At 70.3% G+C, this 15,199-nt stretch carries 17 protein-coding genes; 9 read left to right on the plus strand and 8 right to left on the minus strand.

Annotated features, from left to right (window positions below):
- Positions 1-347, plus strand: a 347-nt coding sequence (locus tag DN771_RS21010; RefSeq protein ID WP_205528695.1) for an HNH endonuclease signature motif containing protein, incomplete at its 5' end; no start/stop codon positions are given.
- A 64-nt stretch (positions 348-411) separates the two neighbouring features.
- Here DN771_RS21010 and DN771_RS21015 read toward each other — a convergent pair.
- Positions 412-1,857, minus strand: a complete 1,446-nt coding sequence (locus tag DN771_RS21015; RefSeq protein ID WP_116999529.1) for an NAD(P)/FAD-dependent oxidoreductase — start codon at positions 1,855-1,857, stop codon at positions 412-414.
- Positions 1,858-1,913: 56 nt separating this feature from the next.
- Here DN771_RS21015 and DN771_RS21020 point away from each other — a divergent pair, with 56 nt between their 5' ends.
- The 4 genes from DN771_RS21020 to DN771_RS21035 are packed head-to-tail and all read left to right on the plus strand — an operon-like array spanning position 1,914 to position 4,519.
- On the plus strand, positions 1,914-2,147 hold the full coding sequence (locus tag DN771_RS21020) for a hypothetical protein (RefSeq protein WP_116999530.1): 234 nt from the start codon (positions 1,914-1,916) through the stop codon (positions 2,145-2,147).
- On the plus strand, positions 2,120-2,737 hold the full coding sequence (locus DN771_RS21025) for a phosphotransferase family protein (protein ID WP_116999531.1): 618 nt from the start codon (positions 2,120-2,122) through the stop codon (positions 2,735-2,737). The genes DN771_RS21020 and DN771_RS21025 overlap by 28 nt, the downstream gene beginning before the upstream one ends.
- Before the next feature lie 50 nt (positions 2,738-2,787).
- Positions 2,788-3,747: a questin oxidase family protein gene (locus DN771_RS21030; protein ID WP_116999532.1), complete on the plus strand. Its 960-nt coding sequence runs from the start codon at positions 2,788-2,790 to the stop codon at positions 3,745-3,747.
- Between the two features lie 46 nt (positions 3,748-3,793).
- Entirely contained in the window at positions 3,794-4,519 is a 726-nt protein-coding gene (locus DN771_RS21035; RefSeq protein ID WP_116999533.1) for an SDR family oxidoreductase, read from the plus strand.
- 19 nt (positions 4,520-4,538) lie between these two features.
- On the opposite strand, the gene DN771_RS21040 is transcribed toward DN771_RS21035, so the two are convergent.
- The gene (locus tag DN771_RS21040; RefSeq protein ID WP_116999534.1) at positions 4,539-5,960 is read right to left on the minus strand and encodes a DEAD/DEAH box helicase; all 1,422 of its coding nucleotides are present in this window, start codon (positions 5,958-5,960) and stop codon (positions 4,539-4,541) included.
- 214 nt (positions 5,961-6,174) lie between these two features.
- Positions 6,175-7,227 (minus strand): class I SAM-dependent methyltransferase, encoded by a 1,053-nt coding sequence (locus DN771_RS21045; RefSeq protein ID WP_116999607.1) that lies wholly within the window; start codon positions 7,225-7,227, stop codon positions 6,175-6,177.
- 126 nt (positions 7,228-7,353) lie between these two features.
- On the opposite strand from DN771_RS21045, the gene DN771_RS21050 reads away from it, so the two are divergent.
- Both DN771_RS21050 and DN771_RS21055 read left to right on the plus strand, forming a co-directional pair.
- Positions 7,354-7,929, plus strand: a complete 576-nt coding sequence (locus tag DN771_RS21050) for an RNA polymerase sigma factor (protein ID WP_205528697.1) — start codon at positions 7,354-7,356, stop codon at positions 7,927-7,929.
- Positions 7,930-7,932: 3 nt separating this feature from the next.
- On the plus strand, positions 7,933-8,202 hold the full coding sequence (locus DN771_RS21055) for a zf-HC2 domain-containing protein (protein WP_116999536.1): 270 nt from the start codon (positions 7,933-7,935) through the stop codon (positions 8,200-8,202).
- Here the strand turns inward: DN771_RS21055 and DN771_RS21060 are convergent.
- The 4 genes from DN771_RS21060 to bfr all read right to left on the minus strand — a co-directional run bounded on the left by DN771_RS21060 (position 8,199) and on the right by bfr (position 12,428).
- Positions 8,199-9,023, minus strand: a complete 825-nt coding sequence (locus DN771_RS21060; protein ID WP_116999537.1) for an FAD binding domain-containing protein — start codon at positions 9,021-9,023, stop codon at positions 8,199-8,201. The genes DN771_RS21055 and DN771_RS21060 overlap by 4 nt on opposite strands.
- A complete protein-coding gene (locus DN771_RS21065; RefSeq protein ID WP_116999538.1) occupies positions 9,020-11,404 on the minus strand; it encodes a xanthine dehydrogenase family protein molybdopterin-binding subunit in 2,385 nt (794 codons plus the stop codon). Before DN771_RS21065 ends, DN771_RS21060 begins: the two co-directional genes overlap by 4 nt.
- 4 nt (positions 11,405-11,408) lie before the next feature.
- Positions 11,409-11,867 carry a (2Fe-2S)-binding protein gene (locus DN771_RS21070; RefSeq protein ID WP_116999539.1) on the minus strand — a complete coding sequence of 153 codons (459 nt, stop codon included), beginning with the start codon at positions 11,865-11,867 and terminating at the stop codon, positions 11,409-11,411.
- A gap of 87 nt (positions 11,868-11,954) precedes the next feature.
- Positions 11,955-12,428: a bacterioferritin gene (gene bfr / locus DN771_RS21075; RefSeq protein ID WP_116999540.1), complete on the minus strand. Its 474-nt coding sequence runs from the start codon at positions 12,426-12,428 to the stop codon at positions 11,955-11,957.
- A gap of 187 nt (positions 12,429-12,615) precedes the next feature.
- Between bfr and DN771_RS21080 the strand changes: the two genes are divergently transcribed.
- Positions 12,616-13,335, plus strand: a complete 720-nt coding sequence (locus DN771_RS21080) for a hypothetical protein (protein ID WP_162942216.1) — start codon at positions 12,616-12,618, stop codon at positions 13,333-13,335.
- A gap of 15 nt (positions 13,336-13,350) precedes the next feature.
- Positions 13,351-14,070: a J domain-containing protein gene (locus DN771_RS21085; RefSeq protein WP_116999542.1), complete on the plus strand. Its 720-nt coding sequence runs from the start codon at positions 13,351-13,353 to the stop codon at positions 14,068-14,070.
- 13 nt (positions 14,071-14,083) lie between these two features.
- Here DN771_RS21085 and DN771_RS21090 read toward each other — a convergent pair whose 3' ends face one another.
- Complete coding sequence (locus DN771_RS21090; protein WP_205528698.1) at positions 14,084-15,154, minus strand: LacI family DNA-binding transcriptional regulator; 1,071 nt, start codon at positions 15,152-15,154, stop codon at positions 14,084-14,086.
- Positions 15,155-15,199: the final 45 nt, after the last annotated feature.

Raw genomic sequence — 15,199 nt, forward strand, 5'->3', positions numbered from 1 at the left:
ATCTGGATGCGGTCGATGTGGAGACCATGGTGTTCGACGGTCATTTCCGGGCCATCGAGAAGTCCGATGCCCGCACGTTCACCGGGGCGTTGCGCCGGGCGATTCAAGTGCGTGATCGACACTGTCAACACCCCGACGGTTGTGACGCCCCAATCGACGTGTGCGATGTCGACCACATCGTGCCGGTCCACGCCAGCGGAGACAACTCGCAGGACAACGGCCGGTTGATGTGCCGGTTCCACAATCGCATCACCCCCACCTACTGCACCCCACCACCAGCCGACCCCGCCCACGACACACGCACCCACACACCGAACCTGCTGCCCAACCCGCCACCACGACGCTGACCGTCAGATGGGGCCCTTCGAAACCGTGTCAACTGTCGAAACCGTGTCAACTGTCGAAACCGTGTCAGCTGTCGAAACCGAGGCCGAGGCGATCGAGCGTGCGGAGCCACAGGTTGCGCTTGCCGGTGTGGTCCTCCCGGTCGAGCGACCAGCGGGTGGCCTGGATCCCGGCGAACCGGAACGGCTCGGGAGGGAACGGCACCGGCTTCTTGCGGACGAACTCGGTGTCGGTGGCCTCGCTGCGGCGGCCGTCGAGCAGATCGAGCATCACGCTCGCCCCGAAGCGGGTGGACGCCACGCCGAGCCCTGTGTAGCCGAGGGCGTAGCTCACGCGCCCCGACATCGCCGTGCCCCAGAACACGCAGAAGCGGCTGCATGTGTCGATCACTCCGCCCCAGATGTGGCTGAACCGCACGTCGTCGAGCTGCGGGAAGGTCTCGAAGAAGTGGCGGCTCAGCTTGGCCCACGTCGCCGGCCGGCTCTCGAGCTCGACCGACACCTTGCCCCGCCAGTAGTAGACGACGTCGTAGCCGCCCCACAGGATGCGGTTGTCCTCGGTGAGCCGGTAGTAGTGGAACTGGTTGGGGATGTCGCTGAGGCCCTGCCGGCCGGACCAGCCGATGCGGTCGAGCTGTTCGGGGGTGAGCGGCTCGGTGACCATGCAGTAGTCGTACACCGGGGCGATGTAGTGGCCGATGCGGCGCAGCAGCGGCGGGAAGGCGTTGGTGCCGAGGGCGACGCGGGCGGCGCGGATCTTGCCGAGCGGCGTGGTGACGAGCACTCCGACGCCGTCCCGCTCGATGTTGGTCGCCTTGGTGTCCTCGTAGATGCGTACACCGAGTGACTCGGCCGCGGCCTTCATACCCCACACGAGTCGTGCCGGATCGACGAGCGCAGCCCGACCCTTGCGCCAGAGGCCGCCGGTGTAGGTGGGTGAGTTGATCTGGGCCCGCATCTGGTCGGCGTCGAGCAGCTCGACGTCCTGGCCGAGCTGCGTGAGATGTTCGTAGTCGTCGCGCAGCTCGTCGAAGTAGGAGGCCGCGTGCGACGTGGTGGCCACGTCGATGACGCCGGTGCGCTCGTAGTCGCAGTCGATGCCGTACCGGGCGATGGCCGCTTCGATCTCGTTGAGGTTCTCCAGCCCGAGCCGCTCGAGCAGCTCGATCTCGTCGGGGAAGCGTTCCTGGCCGTTGGCGATGCCGTGGGTGAGGCTCGACTCCATGAAGCCGCCGTTGCGGCCGCTGGCCGCCGAGCCGACTTCGGCGGCGTCGATCAGCACGACGTCACGAGAGGGGTCGCGCTCCTTGGCGATGATCGCCGTCCAGAGTCCGGTGTAGCCACCGCCGACGATGCACAGGTCGCACGATTCGGTGCGGACCAGCGTCGGGTTGGACTCGGGTTCGTCGGCGTCGTCGTACCAGTAGGGGTACAGATCGGCGTCGGCGATCGCGTCGAGGCACTGCTGCTCGGTCGGGTCGACGTCGGATGTGCCGGTCGGGTCGCCGGTCATGGGTATCACGCTCGTTCGTGGCTTCGCGGTTGCTGCGAGTGTAGGAGACTGCCACCGTGGAGATCGGGGAGGCACCGGAGCGCGTGCCGGGCGAGCGCGTCGGCAGCGGCCGCGAGGCCGAGGTCTTCGTCTACGGCGACGGTGAGGTCCTCAAGCTGCTCCGTCCCGGCAACGACCCGGGTCGTGCGGACGTCGAGGCCGCGGTGCTCGGCGCGCTCGAGGCGGCCGGCTACACGCGCCCCGCCAACGTGGTGTCGTCACGATCGACGGGCGGCGCGGGCTCGTCATGACGCGTGTCGACGGGAACGATCTCCTGACTGCGCTCGCCCGGAACCCGTTTCTGCTCGGCACGGTCGCCCGAGTGCTGGCGGTTCGTCAGGCCGAGTTGCACGACATCGTCGCTCCACCGGGGCTGCCGGCACTGTCCGACGCGCTGCGGGATCGCATCACCGTCGCCGGACCGCTGCCCGACGATCTCCGCCGTCGGAGCCTCCAATTGCTCGACACGTTGGACGGCGGTGACCGGCTGTGCCACGGCGACCTCCACCCGGGCAACCTGGTCGGTCCTCCCCGCGCCCCGACCGTGATCGACTGGGCCGGCGCGACACGAGGTCCTCCGGTGGCCGACGTTGCCCGCACGCAGCTCTTGCTCCGCGAGGGCGTCGTTCCTGACGAGGCGCCGCCGATGATCCGGATGCTCGCCCCGCGACTGCGGGGCCTGCTCGCCGCTCGTCACCTGAATCTCACGCGGCGCCGCCGGCCGATCGATGTACACCTCTTCGAGCGCTGGACCGTGGTCTGGGCGGCGGCGCGTCTGGCCGAGGACGTCGAGCCCGAACACCCGGCGATGTTGCGCCGCGTCCGTGCCTGGTCCGCCTGATGTTCGCGAGGGGTTGACTTCAAGTGTGCTTGAGGTCTTACGGTCGACTCATGACCGCCCAATCCGTACTCGCTCGACTCCTCGATGACGAACTGGCCTTCTCGCCCAGCTACCGCGGGTACTTCAGCAACCACCTCGCCATGGAGCTCGCCGCCCTGCAGCGGCTGGGTGCTCCCGACGGCGTGCTCCGATCGGTGTTCGACGCCCATGCCCGCAACGGTCCCGAAGCGCGCACGGACGGGGAAGTCCTGGCCGAGCGGCTCCGGGAGGTCGCGTCCGACGGGATCGCCGCGACGGTGCGCGACCGCGCGCCGGCACTCGTCGATGCCCCGGGGACTGCCCTGTTCCACCCGATCATCAGGCTCGCCTACGGGCTGGATGTCGCCCACGAGGGTCAGGTCGCGGCGGCCCTGCTCGACTGGGAGACCCGCCGTCACGCGCTCCCCGTTCCGGAGCCGTCTGCGGGTGGTCGCCGGCTCGGCGACATCGCCGCCGTTCTCTCCGCACGCCCGGCGGGGACCTGGCACGAGACGTTCGACCTCGACGGGACCGCCCGCCGCCCCGAGCTCCGCGAGTCGTTGCGCGACGTGGCGTTCGACCGCGGGACACTCGACGACGTCTCGTCGTTCGCCATCGCCGCCCACATCGCCGCCGACCACTTCATCACGCTGCACCTCGTCACCGGCGCACGCGCCATCCGCACCGTGAGCGAATGGGTCGACGACGCCACGGCGGCCCGCCTCGCGGCGCACGCCCTACCCGTGATGGCGGTCGCCTACGCCGCCGCCGGGGCACCGCGGCTCCCGGGGAGGGCCGAGCTCGACGCCCTGCGCCGGACCTCGCTCCCGTCGCGTGAACAGATCGCCGAGCGGGCGATCGCCGACCTCGACGCCCACGTGGTCAAGCTTGCCGACGTAGCGCTCGCCGAGGAGGAACGAACGGGTGACCCGCTGTATCGGGTCGCTGCCGGCCGGGTCGTCGGGCTGCTGGACCGCCCGGCCGCGGTGTGAGCTGACCGGCTGCTCGCGGCCGTGCCGGAACGGCTAGAACGGGCGCATGGATCTGGGTTTGCAGGGCCGCCGAGCTGCAGTGGCCGCGGCATCGGGCGGGTTGGGCTTGGCGTCCGCCCGGGCACTGGCCGCCGAAGGAGCGACGGTCGCGATCTGTGGCCGTGACCGACGCCGCATCGACGAGGCGGCGGCCGAGGTCGGTCCAGGCACGATCCCGCTCGTCGTCGACGTGGCGAGCGCCGCCGGTGGTGCGGCGTTCGTGGCCGCCGCCTCCGAGGCCCTCGGCGGTCTCGACGTACTCGTCACCAACGCCGGCGGACCGCCGGCGGGAAACTTCGCCGACACGGCCGTGGAGGCCTACCAGGCCGCTCTCGAGCTCAACCTGCTGTCCGTCGTGGGCATGGTGAAGGCTGCCGCGCCGGCCATGCAGGCCCAGGGCTGGGGGCGGATCGTGGCGATCACGTCGCTCGCGGTGCGCCAGCCGATGCCCAACCTGATCTTGTCGAACACCGCCCGCTCGGGCGCGACCAGCTTCCTCAAGACGGCGGCCCGCGAGCTCGCCGGCAGCGGGGTGACGGTGAACTCGGTCCAGCCCGGTCTGCACGCCACCGACCGGGTCAAGCAGCTGTACGGCGACGACGCCTCGTTCGGTGAGATCGGCGATCCCGCCGACTTCGGCGGGATCGTGACGTTCCTGTGCAGCGAGCAGGCCAAGTTCGTCACCGGCCTGCAGCTACACGTGGACGGCGGCGCCTACCAGGCGCTGCAGTAGCCGCCGCTACGGTCGCCGGTCAGGCCGGCACCAGCCGCACGTCGATCGCCTCGAGGCCCTTCTGGCCGGGACGGATCTCGAACTCCACCCGCTGACCGCTGCGCAGGCGCTTGCCCGCCGGAAGGTGGCTGCGGTGGACGAACAGCGACTCGTTCGTGCCGGCGTCGATGAAGCCGTACCCGCGGGCGCCGTTGTAGGAGCGCACCGTCCCGGTCTGGCGGGTCGACGCGACGACGGGGCGCTGCTGGTCGACCGCTCGCGGCTCGGCCGTGACCGTTGGGACGGGCGCGGCGGGCGGCGCCGCCGGCGCCTCGAGGTGGGAGTGGTCGACGTCGGAGACGGACACCGAGATCCCGACGCTGCGCTGGAGCGCCAGAGCGTCGCGGCGGTCGGCCGGGTCGACGAACGCCACGACCGTGCCGCGGGCACCGGCGCGAGCGGTGCGGCCGGAACGGTGGATGTAGGTCTCGCCGTCGGCGGGCAGATCGAAGTGGACGACGCCGGCGACGTCGTCCACGTGGACGCCGCGGGCGGCGACGTCGGTGGCCACCAGGGTGGTGACATCGCCCTTGGTGAAGGCGCGCAGGGCGCGGTCGCGCTGGGGTTGCGAACGGCCGCCGTGGATGGCGGCCGCCGTCGTTCCCGCCCGGTTGAGCTGACGGGCGAGGCGGTCGGCCCCGTGGCGGGTGCGGCAGAACACGATGGTCGAGCCCATCGATTCGATCGCCGCCGCGGCGACCGCGGCCCGATCGGCACGGGCGACGTTCCAGAACACATGGGTGGCCGCGCTGACGTCGGGTCGGTCGGAGCCGACGGCGTGGTTCACGGGATCGGTCTGGACCTCGGCGATGAGCTTGGTGACGGCGTTGTTCATCGTCGCCGAGAAGAGGTGCACCTGGCGGGGGCCGGTGATGAGGCCGAGAATGCGGCGGACCGACGGGAGGAAGCCCATGTCGGCCATGCGGTCGGCCTCGTCGAGGACGACCTGCTCCACGCGGTCGAGGCGGATGTCGCCGCTCGCGATGAGGTCCTCGAGACGGCCGGGACAGGCGACGACGAGTTCCGCGCCGTCGGCGAGAGCCTTGCGCTGCGGGCCGTATCCGACACCGCCGTAGACGGTGGCGACGGCGTGGTTGCGGAGACGGACGTAGGGTCGCAGCTCGTTGGCGATCTGGTCGACGAGCTCGCGGGTGGGGGCGAGGATCAGCGCGGTCGGGCGACGGTTCGACGCCGACGACAGGCCGGCGACCACGGGGAGACCGAACGCCAGCGTCTTGCCCGAACCGGTGGGGGCCCGGCCGCACACGTCACGGCCGGCGAGGGCGTCGGCGATGACGGCGGCCTGGATGGGGAAGGGCGCGTCTATGCCGCTCGCGGTCAGGCGGGCGCAGAAGTCGGACGGCAGGCCGAGTTCGGCGAACCCGGAGACAGGGGAGGTCATGGAGTGTGGGCTTTCTGAGTGACGCCGCGCGCGACGTGGGACGGCGGCGCGGCCACGGTGGCCGCGAGTTGGCGATGTGGTGAGGTCTCGACAGCGCAATTTGCCGGAGACAACTCGACGATCGCGCACTGACGACGAGTGCCGTCAGGACGCCCACCCTACCGGCGGGAGGTACCGAACCTCCCCTCCTCCCGCCGGCTGCCCGCACCGACCCCTACGGCTTGGCTTCGAGGATCAGGTTGAGCGGGGTCTGGGCGACACGGCGAACCCGATGGAGGCCGGCTTCGGCGAGCACCTCTGTCAACCGGGCCTCGCCGGCCTGCGCGCCGAGACCGAGCCCGACGTCCTGGGAGAGCGAGTTCGGCGTGCAGACGGCGGAGGAAACGGTGTAGAGCATCGCCGACAGCGGGTTGTCGGCGATGTTCTGATCGCGGCCGTCGAGGGCGAAGGGCTCGACGAGCATCACGGTGCCGTCCTCGTTGAGGTGCTCCCGGGCGTAGCGGGCGATGCCGACCGGGTCACCCATGTCGTGCAGGCAGTCGAAGAAGCAGATGAGGTCGAACGTCCCGGGGTAGCTGGTCGCATCGGCGACCTCGAACGTGGTCCGGTCGGACACGCCGGCCTCCGCGGCCCGCTCGCGGGCCGTTTCGACGGAGGGTCCGTGGAAGTCGAAGCCGGTGATCGAGGCGGCCGGGTACGTCTGGGCGAGGACGATCACCGACGCCCCGTGGCCACAACCGACGTCGGCCACGCGGCCGCCCCGGGCGAGGATGTCGGCGACGCCGTCGAGTCCGTCGATCCAGTTCGGCAGCTCGGCCCGATAGCCGGTGCGGAAGAACCATTCGGTCCCCGAGAAGAGGCACGGATGGTGATCGCCCCAGCTGAGGCCCCCGTCGCCGCGGAACGCGTCGGCCACCTTCGGCATGTCGATGAACACCGCCGCGACCGCGTTCATCGCGCGGGCCACGAACGCCGGCGACTCGTCGTCGGCCAGAGCTGCGGCCGCCTCCGGTGTCAACGAGTAGGTGTCGTCCGCCGGATCGCGGTGCACCAGGCCGCCCGCCGTCTGCCCGTCGAGCCACTCACGGACGAGCCGTTCGTGGCACCCGGTGCGCGTGGCCAGGTCGGCCGCACGCGCCGGCCCGCCGGCGTCCAGCTCTCGATACAAGCCGAGCTCGTCGCCCAGCCAGATTCCGAAACAGAGCGCGGCTCCGGTCATGTGGCCGACCAGCTGGCCCATCAGTTCCTCGAGCCGCGTCTCGTTGATCTCCGTCGTCGTCATCGGTCGCTCCTCTGCGTGATGTTCGATGCAGAGGAACGGTCCTTCTCGCCGGCGCGGCGTTACACGCGAATTCGAAAGACCCGCCGAGGGATGGGGCCTACGCTGCGCGCAGTGGACGACGACACTGCGCTCGTCCGGCGGCTTGGCGACGGCGACGAGGAGGCCTTCACCCTGCTCGTGCGTCGCTACCATCCGACGCTCGTCCGGCTCGCCCTCGGCACCGTGGGCAACAGGGCTGTCGCCGAGGAGGTCGCGCAGGACACCTGGCTCGCCGTCGTCAAGGGCATCCGGTCCTTCGAGGGCCGATCCTCGTTCCGGACGTGGCTGTTCCACATCCTGATGAACCGGGCCCGTTCCACCGGCGCTCGAGAGCATCGGGCGGCGCCGCTGCGCGACGACGACCTCGCCGAGAGGTTCGACGCCAAGGGGGCCTGGGCCGCCCCACCCGGTGCGTGGGCCGACGAGGTCACCGACCGTCTCGCCGCCGAACGGCTCGTTCCCGAGGCTCGACGGCTCATCGACGCCCTCCCCGACGCCCAGCGTCAGGTGATGCTGTTGCGGGACGTGGAGGGTGTGGAGGCCGACGACGTGTGCGCCCTGCTCGGGCTGAGCGGCGGCAACCAGCGAGTGCTGCTCCACCGCGCCCGCACCGCCGTCCGCGCCGGGTTGGCCGAGGTGATGGGGTAGAACATGACGATGCTGCGATTCCGCCGGTCGCTCGCGTGTCGTCAGGTCGTCGCCCTGTTGACCGACTACCTCGAAGACGCCTTGTCGAAAGGTGAGCGGAACCGGCTCGAGCGGCACCTCGCCGGATGCCCCCACTGTCGTGAGTACCTCGAGCAGCTGCGCGTCACCATCCGCGCGGCCGGGGAGATCGACGCCGACGAGATCGACGACGAGACGGCGAACGAGCTGGTGGCGATGTATCGGCGCTGGCGCGCCGACATCGACGCCGGCTAGGCGGAAGCTTCGGCGAGGGCCCGGCGGGTGAGGACCTTGGCGAGGTGCGTCCGGTACTCGACGCTGGCGTTCAGGTCGGCCTGGGGATCGGCTTCGGCGGCGGCCTGTTCGGCGGCCTCCTCGATCGATGCTCCGCCGGCCAGGGCGGCCGACACGCTCGTGGCGAGGATCGGTGTCGAGCCCATGTTCACGAGCGCGACGCCGGAGTCACCGTTCTGCCGCCAGGCGGCGACACCGACGATCGCCCAGTCCTGGGCTCGGCGGTTGAACTTCTGGAAGCTCCAGCCGGCACCTTCGCGCTTCGGGATGCGGATCTCGGTGAGCAGCTCGTCGGGCGCGAGCGCCGACTGCAGGAAGCTCTCGTAGAAGTCGGCGGCAGCGATCTCGCGGGCCCCGTTCGGACCCTGGGCGACGTAGGTGGCGCCGAGGGCGAGCGTGGTGGCGGGCAGGTCGGACGCCGGGTCGGCGTGGGCGACCGAGCCGCCGATCGTGCCGCGGTGCCGGACCTGCGGATCGCCGACGTGGCTCGCCGCATGCTTCAGCAGCGGCGCGTACTGGCCGAGCAGCTCGGAGGTCTCGACGTCCCGGTGCCGCGTGAGGGCGCCGATGGCGATGTGGTCACCGGCGTCACGGATGTAGGACAGGTCGGTCAGCCGGCCGATGTCGACGAGGACGGTCGGCTGGGCCAACCGCAGCTTCATCAACGGCAGCAGGCTGTGGCCGCCGGCGAGGAACTTGGCCTCGTCGCCGTGCTCGCCGATGAGGCTGATCGCCTCCTCGGCCGATCCGGCTCGGACGTAGTCGAATGCAGCGGGGATCATGAGGTGGCTCCAGTGTCGAGTGCGTGAAGGGCGGCCCAGACGTTGAACGGGCTGGCGGGCATGGGGACGTTGCGGACGCCGATGGCGTCGCACACGGCGTTGATGACGGCGGGAGCGGCACCGATGGTGCCGGCCTCGCCGATTCCCTTGACGCCGAGCTGGTTGGTGGGTGAGGGCGTGACCGTGTGGCCGAGCGTCAGTGACGGCACGTCGCTGGCCGCCGGCACGAGGTACTCGGCCAGCGTCGTGGTCTTGAGGTTGCCGTCGGTGTCGTACACCGCCTCTTCGAAGAGGGCCTGGGCGAGGCCTTGGATGACCCCGCCGTGGACCTGGCCCTCGACGATGAGCGGGTTGATCTGCACCCCGCAGTCGTCGACGGCGACGTAGTCGAGCACGTCGACGTGGCCGGTCTCGGTGTCGACCTCGACGACGCAGATGTGCGTGCCGAAGGGCCACGAGAAGTTCGGCGGGTCGTAGGTGACCTGCGCCTCGAGGTTGGGCTCGAGGCCGTCGGGCAGGTTGTGGGCGGTGAATGCCTCGAAGGCCACGGCGGCCAGCGGCAGCGCCTTGTCGGGCGAGCCGGCCACGGTGAACGTGCCACCGGCGAACTCGATGTCGTCGGCGTTCGCCTCCAGCTGGTGGGCGGCGATCTGCTTGGCCTTGTCGATCACCTTGTCGCAGGCCATGGCGATGGCCACGCCGCCGACCGGCAGCGAACGAGACCCGTAGGTGTCGAGCCCGAGCGGAGAGATCGCCGTGTCGCTGTGCAGCACGTCGATGTCGGCGGGGTCGATGCCGAGCTTGTCGGCGACGATCATCGACCACGACGTCTCGTGCCCCTGGCCGTGGGGCGTGGATCCCGACACGACCTGCACCTTCGCCGTGGGCAGGATTCGGACCGTGGCCGCCTCCCAGCCGCCGGCCGAGTAGTTCAGCGAGGCGAGGACCCGGGACGGGGCGAGGCCGCACATCTCGAAGTACGACGCCACGCCGATGCCGAGACGCTTGGTGGCGCCCTCGACGTTCTGCGTGCGCTGCCGTTCCCGCAACTCGTCGTAGCGGGCGAGGCGAGCCGCCTCGGTGGCGGCCAGGTCGTGATCACCCGAGTCGTACTCGAGGCCGCTCCACGCCGTGTACGGGTAGGCCTCCTTGCGGATGTAGTTGCGGCGGCGCAGTTCGAGCGGGTCGATGCCCATCGTCGCGGCGAGGGAGTCCATCGCCCGTTCGATGGCGTAGGTCGCCTCCGGCCGGCCGGCGCCGCGGTAGGCGTCGGTCGGCGTCATCGTCGTGAACACCGACGTGCACTCGAAGTCGTAGGCCTGGGGCAGGTCGTACACGCCGGCATAGAGGAACGCTCCGAGCAGCGGGATCCCCGGGGTGACGAGCTGGAGGTAGGCGCCCATGTCGGCGAGGAGCCGCACTCGCACGGCGGTGAGCTTGCCGTCGGCGTCGGCGGCGAGGTCGATCTTCTGGATCTGGCCCCGACCGTGGATGGTGGCGACGCTGTTCTCGGTGCGCGTCTCCGCCCAGCGCACCGGTACTCCGTGCTTGCGGGCGAGGGCCATGCACAGCAGCTCCTCGGCGTACACGTTGAGCTTGCTGCCGAAGCCACCGCCCACCGACGGAGCGATGACACGAACCTGGTGCTCGGGGATGCCCAGCGTGATCGCCGCCATCACCTTGAGGATGTGCGGGACCTGGGTCGCCGAGTACAGCGTGATGTCCCCGCCGAACGGCTGGGGCACGGCGGCGATGGCCCGCGTCTCCATCGCCATCGGGAGGAGGCGCTGCTGCACGTAGCGCTCGCTGACGGTGAACGCCGCCTCGGCGAACGCCCGGTCGATGTCGCCCTCGTTGGCCTCGACCTTCAACGGCCAGGTGTAGGACGCGTTGGTGCCGAGCTCCTCGTGGATGACGACACGGTCGGAGAGGGCGTCCTCGAGGTCGATCACGGCTTCGAGCGGCTCGTACGTGACGTCGACGAGTTCGACGGCGTCACGAGCCGCCGCTTCGGAGGTGGCGATGACGGCGGCGACGCCGTCGCCGACGTAGCAGACCTTGCCCTGCGCGAGCGGGTGGTGCGCGGGGTTCTTCATGTCCTCGGTGACCGGCCATGCACACGGCATCGGCGCGGCCCACGCGTCGGCCAGATCGGCCCCGGTGTACACGGCAGTCACGCCGGGCACGGCGGCTGCTGCGCTGGTGTCGATCGACACGATGCGCGCGTGGGCATGGGGGCTGCGGACGAGGGCGAGATGGAGCGCGCCGGGCAGCTGGAGGTCGTTGGTGTAGCGGGCCTCGCCGGTGAGCAGGGCCGGGTCCTCCCGGCGCAACAGCCGCTGGCCGATGAACGGGGCTGCGGCCGTGTCGACGGCGCTCATCGTGTCACCCGGCCTCGGCCGCGGCGAGCACGGCCTTGACGATGTTGTGGTAGCCCGTGCAGCGGCAGAGGTTGCCTTCGAGGCCGATCCGCACGTCCTGTTCGGTGGGATGGGGGATCTCGTCGAGCAGGCTGGTCGCCGCCATGATCATGCCCGGTGTGCAGTAACCGCACTGGAGACCGTGGTTCTCCATGAACGCCTGCTGCATCGGGTGGAGGGTGTCGCCGTCGGCGAGCCCCTCGATCGTGGTGACCGACGAGCCGTCGGCCTGGGCGGCCAGGACGGTGCAGCTCTTGACCGACTCGCCGTCGATGTGCACCGTGCAGGCTCCGCACGAGGAGGTGTCGCAGCCGATGTTGGTACCGGTCAGCTTGACGTGGTCTCGTAGGTAGTGGACGAGCAGCGTGCGTGGCTCGACGTCGTGCGTGTGCAGCGTGCCGTTCACCGTGACGGAAACTTCCATGTGGGCCCCCTGGGAAGGTCAGTGGGAGAGTAGGCCTCCTCCGGGCGCCATCATGGCATGCTGCGCCACGCGTCCAAAGACGGGGCGTTACGACTCGTGGAGCTGCTGGGAGAGGTAGTTCTCGAGGCCGATCTGGGCGATCGACTCGAGCTGCGTCTCCAGCCAGTCGACGTGGTGCTCCTCGTCGGTGAGGATGTCGGCGAGCAATTCACGCGTGCCGTTGTCGCCCCGGCTGACACACAGTGCGATGCCGTCGTTGAGCCGTTTGAGAGCGGCCATCTCCACGGCGAGATCATTGGTCAATTGTTCGGGGACGGTTTCGCCGATCTTGAGGGGCGACAACCGCTGGAGGTTCGGCACGCCTTCGAGGTAGAGCACGCGCTCGACGAGCGCCTCGGCGTGCTTCATCTCGTCGATCGACTCGTCGCGGATCGTGTGGGCGAGGCGCTTGTAGCCCCAGTTGTCGCACATCTTGGCGTGCAGGAAGTACTGGTTGATCGCCGTGAGCTCACCGGTGAGCACCTCGTTCAGCAGCTCGATGATGTCGTCGTGCCCCTTCATGGCGGCTCCGTTCGTTGGCGGGAGGATGGACCGTGCGGACCGCAGTCGGCACGGTGCGATCCTAGGCCGATGTTGTACCCATGTCAGCGGTCATTTCGAATTAAGGACCGCCTAACTCGTGCCCGTAAATCACTCTAAAGATCGCGTGAGGGTGGACCTGCCGCCGCCGGCATCTAACGTGCTGGTCGTGACCGATTGGAATCCGACCGACCCCGACACCGTGAAGGTCCACTACGACGTGTCGGCGTGGACGGTCGAGCAGCGTGCCGAGCTGGCCGAAGCGCTGGCCGAAGAGGACATCGCCCACGTCTGGGAGAGCGACGACGGCGTGGACGAACTGGTGGTCCCCGAGGAGCAGGAGGAGGCGACCGACGCCCTCTTCGCCCGGCTCGAGGAGGCCCTTGGTCCGTTCCCGATCCCGCTACCCGACGACGAGACGCCGGTCGAATACGGCCTCGACGAGTGGCCCGACGCCGAGCGCAAGACGCTCACCGCGGCCTTGGCCGAGGCGGGCATCCCGCATCGCTGGGAAGCCGCCACGCTGTTCGTCCCGGCCGCCGCCGAGCAGGCTGTCGACGATCTGCTCGACTCGCTCGAGGCCGGCACCCTGGCCGTGCACGTGCCCGACGAGGACGCCCCGCCCGAGGACATCCTCTCTCAGCTGTTCAGCGCGGCCGACCGCCTGGCGAAGGACGCGGACGACCGGATCGGACGCGACGCCGTGGCGAGCATCGTCGCCGTCGTGAAGCCCACCCACGCGCCCTACGGGGTGGGCGGCGCCGCCTGGAGCAAGATCGTCGAGTCCGTCGGCGCGCTGGGCGAACTCGCCGACGACGAGGAGTCGTCGAGCTCCGACGTGATCGGCGCCGCGCAGGAGCTGAGGTCGCTCGTCCGCGGCTACGTCTGATCAGCGGCACCCACCGTGCTGCTCGCCGAACTCGAACTGTGGCACACCCGCCCGCTGGCTCCCACGAGACGGCTGTCGCTCGGCAACCTCGTACTGCCGGTCGACCCCGCGCCCGGATTCGGAGGGCTGCTCCTGGGCGCGGTGGTCGCCCGTCACATCCCTGACGTCGACGACGATCTCGTCCCCGACATCCACCGGTTGATCGACCAGGTCGAAGCAGGAGGGCGCGTCCTCCAGCCTCGACTGCGCCACCGGTTCCAGGTGGATCGGCACGGCCTCGGTCGCTCGCTTCACCAGCTCGTCGGTCACGCCGACGTCGGCGCGGGGGAGGAGCTCGGCTTCGAGTTCGACACCCATGGCTCGCCGTTGGCGATGGTGCTCGGCGCGATCTACGCGGTCGAACGGTTGGAGGAGTCGAGTCGTCATGTCATCGCTCCGGTGTTGCACCGGGCCGCTCGTTGGCACGGACCGGTCGGTCCCTCGCTCATCGCCCATCTCGCCGGCTCGGCGATCACCACGCTGTCCTCGCTCGCCGATCCCAGGGCGTGGGCCCTCGAGATGCTCGGCTTCCCACTCGGTACGGCGGTGCCATCGAAACGGGAGATCACCGCCCGTTTCCGGACGCGGATGCGCGAGGTGCACCCCGACCACGGCGGCGACTCCGTCGACGCCTCCACGGCGGTCCGCGAGCTCGCCGAGGCCCGCCGCATCCTCAACGACGCCGTCCGGGGCTGAGCGTCGCCCAGGGCTACGACGGCGGCGGCGCCGTGCTGTCGCGGACGACCAGCTCGGTCGGCAGCACCACGTGTTCGGCGGCGATCTGGGGATCCCGCAACAGCGAGATCACCGCGCGGGCGGCCAGGCGACCCTTCTCGAGGACGTCCTGGTGCACGGTGGTGAGTCGGGGTCGGGTGTGGGCGGCGAAGGGGGTGTCGTCGAAGCCGACCACCGACAGGTCGCCCGGCACGGTGAGCCCGCGGTCTTCGGCCGCGGCCACGAGGCTGCTGGCCATCACGTCGGAGAAGCACAGGACAGCGGTGAGCTGAGGGTCGGCGGCCAGGAGCCGATCGAGCGCAGTCCGGGCGCCGGCCGCACTGGTGTCGTTGGTGCGGAACGTCGGCGGGGTGATCCCGGCGTCGTCGAGGGCCTCGGACCAGCCGCGGAGGCGCTCGCTCGCACCGAAGCCGTCGGTGTCGATCGGCGTCGGGTCGGTGACATCGGCGCCGGGACGCACGCTGAACGTGATGGCCCCGACGTGGCGATGGCCGAGCTCGACGAGGTGCTGAGCGGCCGCTCTGGCTCCGGCGCGGTCGGCGACGTTGATGCACGTGACGCCGTCACGCGGGAACTGGTCGACGTACACCAGCGGGAGGTTGCGCTTGACGAGCCACGTCGCCGCCGGCGAGGTGGGATCGCAGTGGTAGAGGAGGGCGGCGTCCATGGCGACGTCGCGCGCCGGGACCCGACCGTCGAGCTCGACGGCGGGGACGAGCGTGAGGGCCAGCCCCGTGGGCGCCAGCTCGGTGGCGATCGCCCCGAAGAATCGCGTGGCGACCTCGTCGGTGAACGCCGTGATCGCCGAGTCGGTGAGCACGATTCCGACCGCGCCGGTCGTTCCCGATCGAAGGGCCCGCGCCGCCGGGTCGGGTCCGACGTAGCCGAGCTGCTCGGCGGTGGCGAGGATGCGTTCGCGGAGCGCCGCCGAGAGCTGGTCGGGCCGGGAGAACGCGTTGGAGACGGTCATCCTCGAGACGCCGACTTCGTCGGCGATGGTCTGCAACGTCACACGGCTCATCGGCAAGGCGGGCAGGGCGCCCACGGCCGACCCTAACGCGTTCGTGCTCTGGCCCCGAAACGTCACCCG

It is taken from the genome of Desertimonas flava (genome assembly GCF_003426815.1).
GTDB lineage: Bacteria > Actinomycetota > Acidimicrobiia > Acidimicrobiales > Ilumatobacteraceae > Desertimonas > Desertimonas flava.

Excerpts from the sequence above, each read along its gene's own strand:
- bfr (WP_116999540.1), bottom strand. The coding sequence starts at position 12,428 with ATGAAGGGGCACGACGACATCATCGAGCTGCTGAACGAGGTGCTCACC.
- DN771_RS21065 (WP_116999538.1), bottom strand. The coding sequence starts at position 11,404 with ATGAGCGCCGTCGACACGGCCGCAGCCCCGTTCATCGGCCAGCGGCTG.
- DN771_RS21060 (WP_116999537.1), bottom strand. The coding sequence starts at position 9,023 with ATGATCCCCGCTGCATTCGACTACGTCCGAGCCGGATCGGCCGAGGAG.
- DN771_RS21030 (WP_116999532.1), top strand. The coding sequence starts at position 2,788 with ATGACCGCCCAATCCGTACTCGCTCGACTCCTCGATGACGAACTGGCC.
- DN771_RS21035 (WP_116999533.1), top strand. The coding sequence starts at position 3,794 with ATGGATCTGGGTTTGCAGGGCCGCCGAGCTGCAGTGGCCGCGGCATCG.
- DN771_RS21040 (WP_116999534.1), bottom strand. The coding sequence starts at position 5,960 with ATGACCTCCCCTGTCTCCGGGTTCGCCGAACTCGGCCTGCCGTCCGAC.
- DN771_RS21070 (WP_116999539.1), bottom strand. The coding sequence starts at position 11,867 with ATGGAAGTTTCCGTCACGGTGAACGGCACGCTGCACACGCACGACGTC.
- DN771_RS21015 (WP_116999529.1), bottom strand. The coding sequence starts at position 1,857 with ATGACCGGCGACCCGACCGGCACATCCGACGTCGACCCGACCGAGCAG.
- DN771_RS21055 (WP_116999536.1), top strand. The coding sequence starts at position 7,933 with ATGACGATGCTGCGATTCCGCCGGTCGCTCGCGTGTCGTCAGGTCGTC.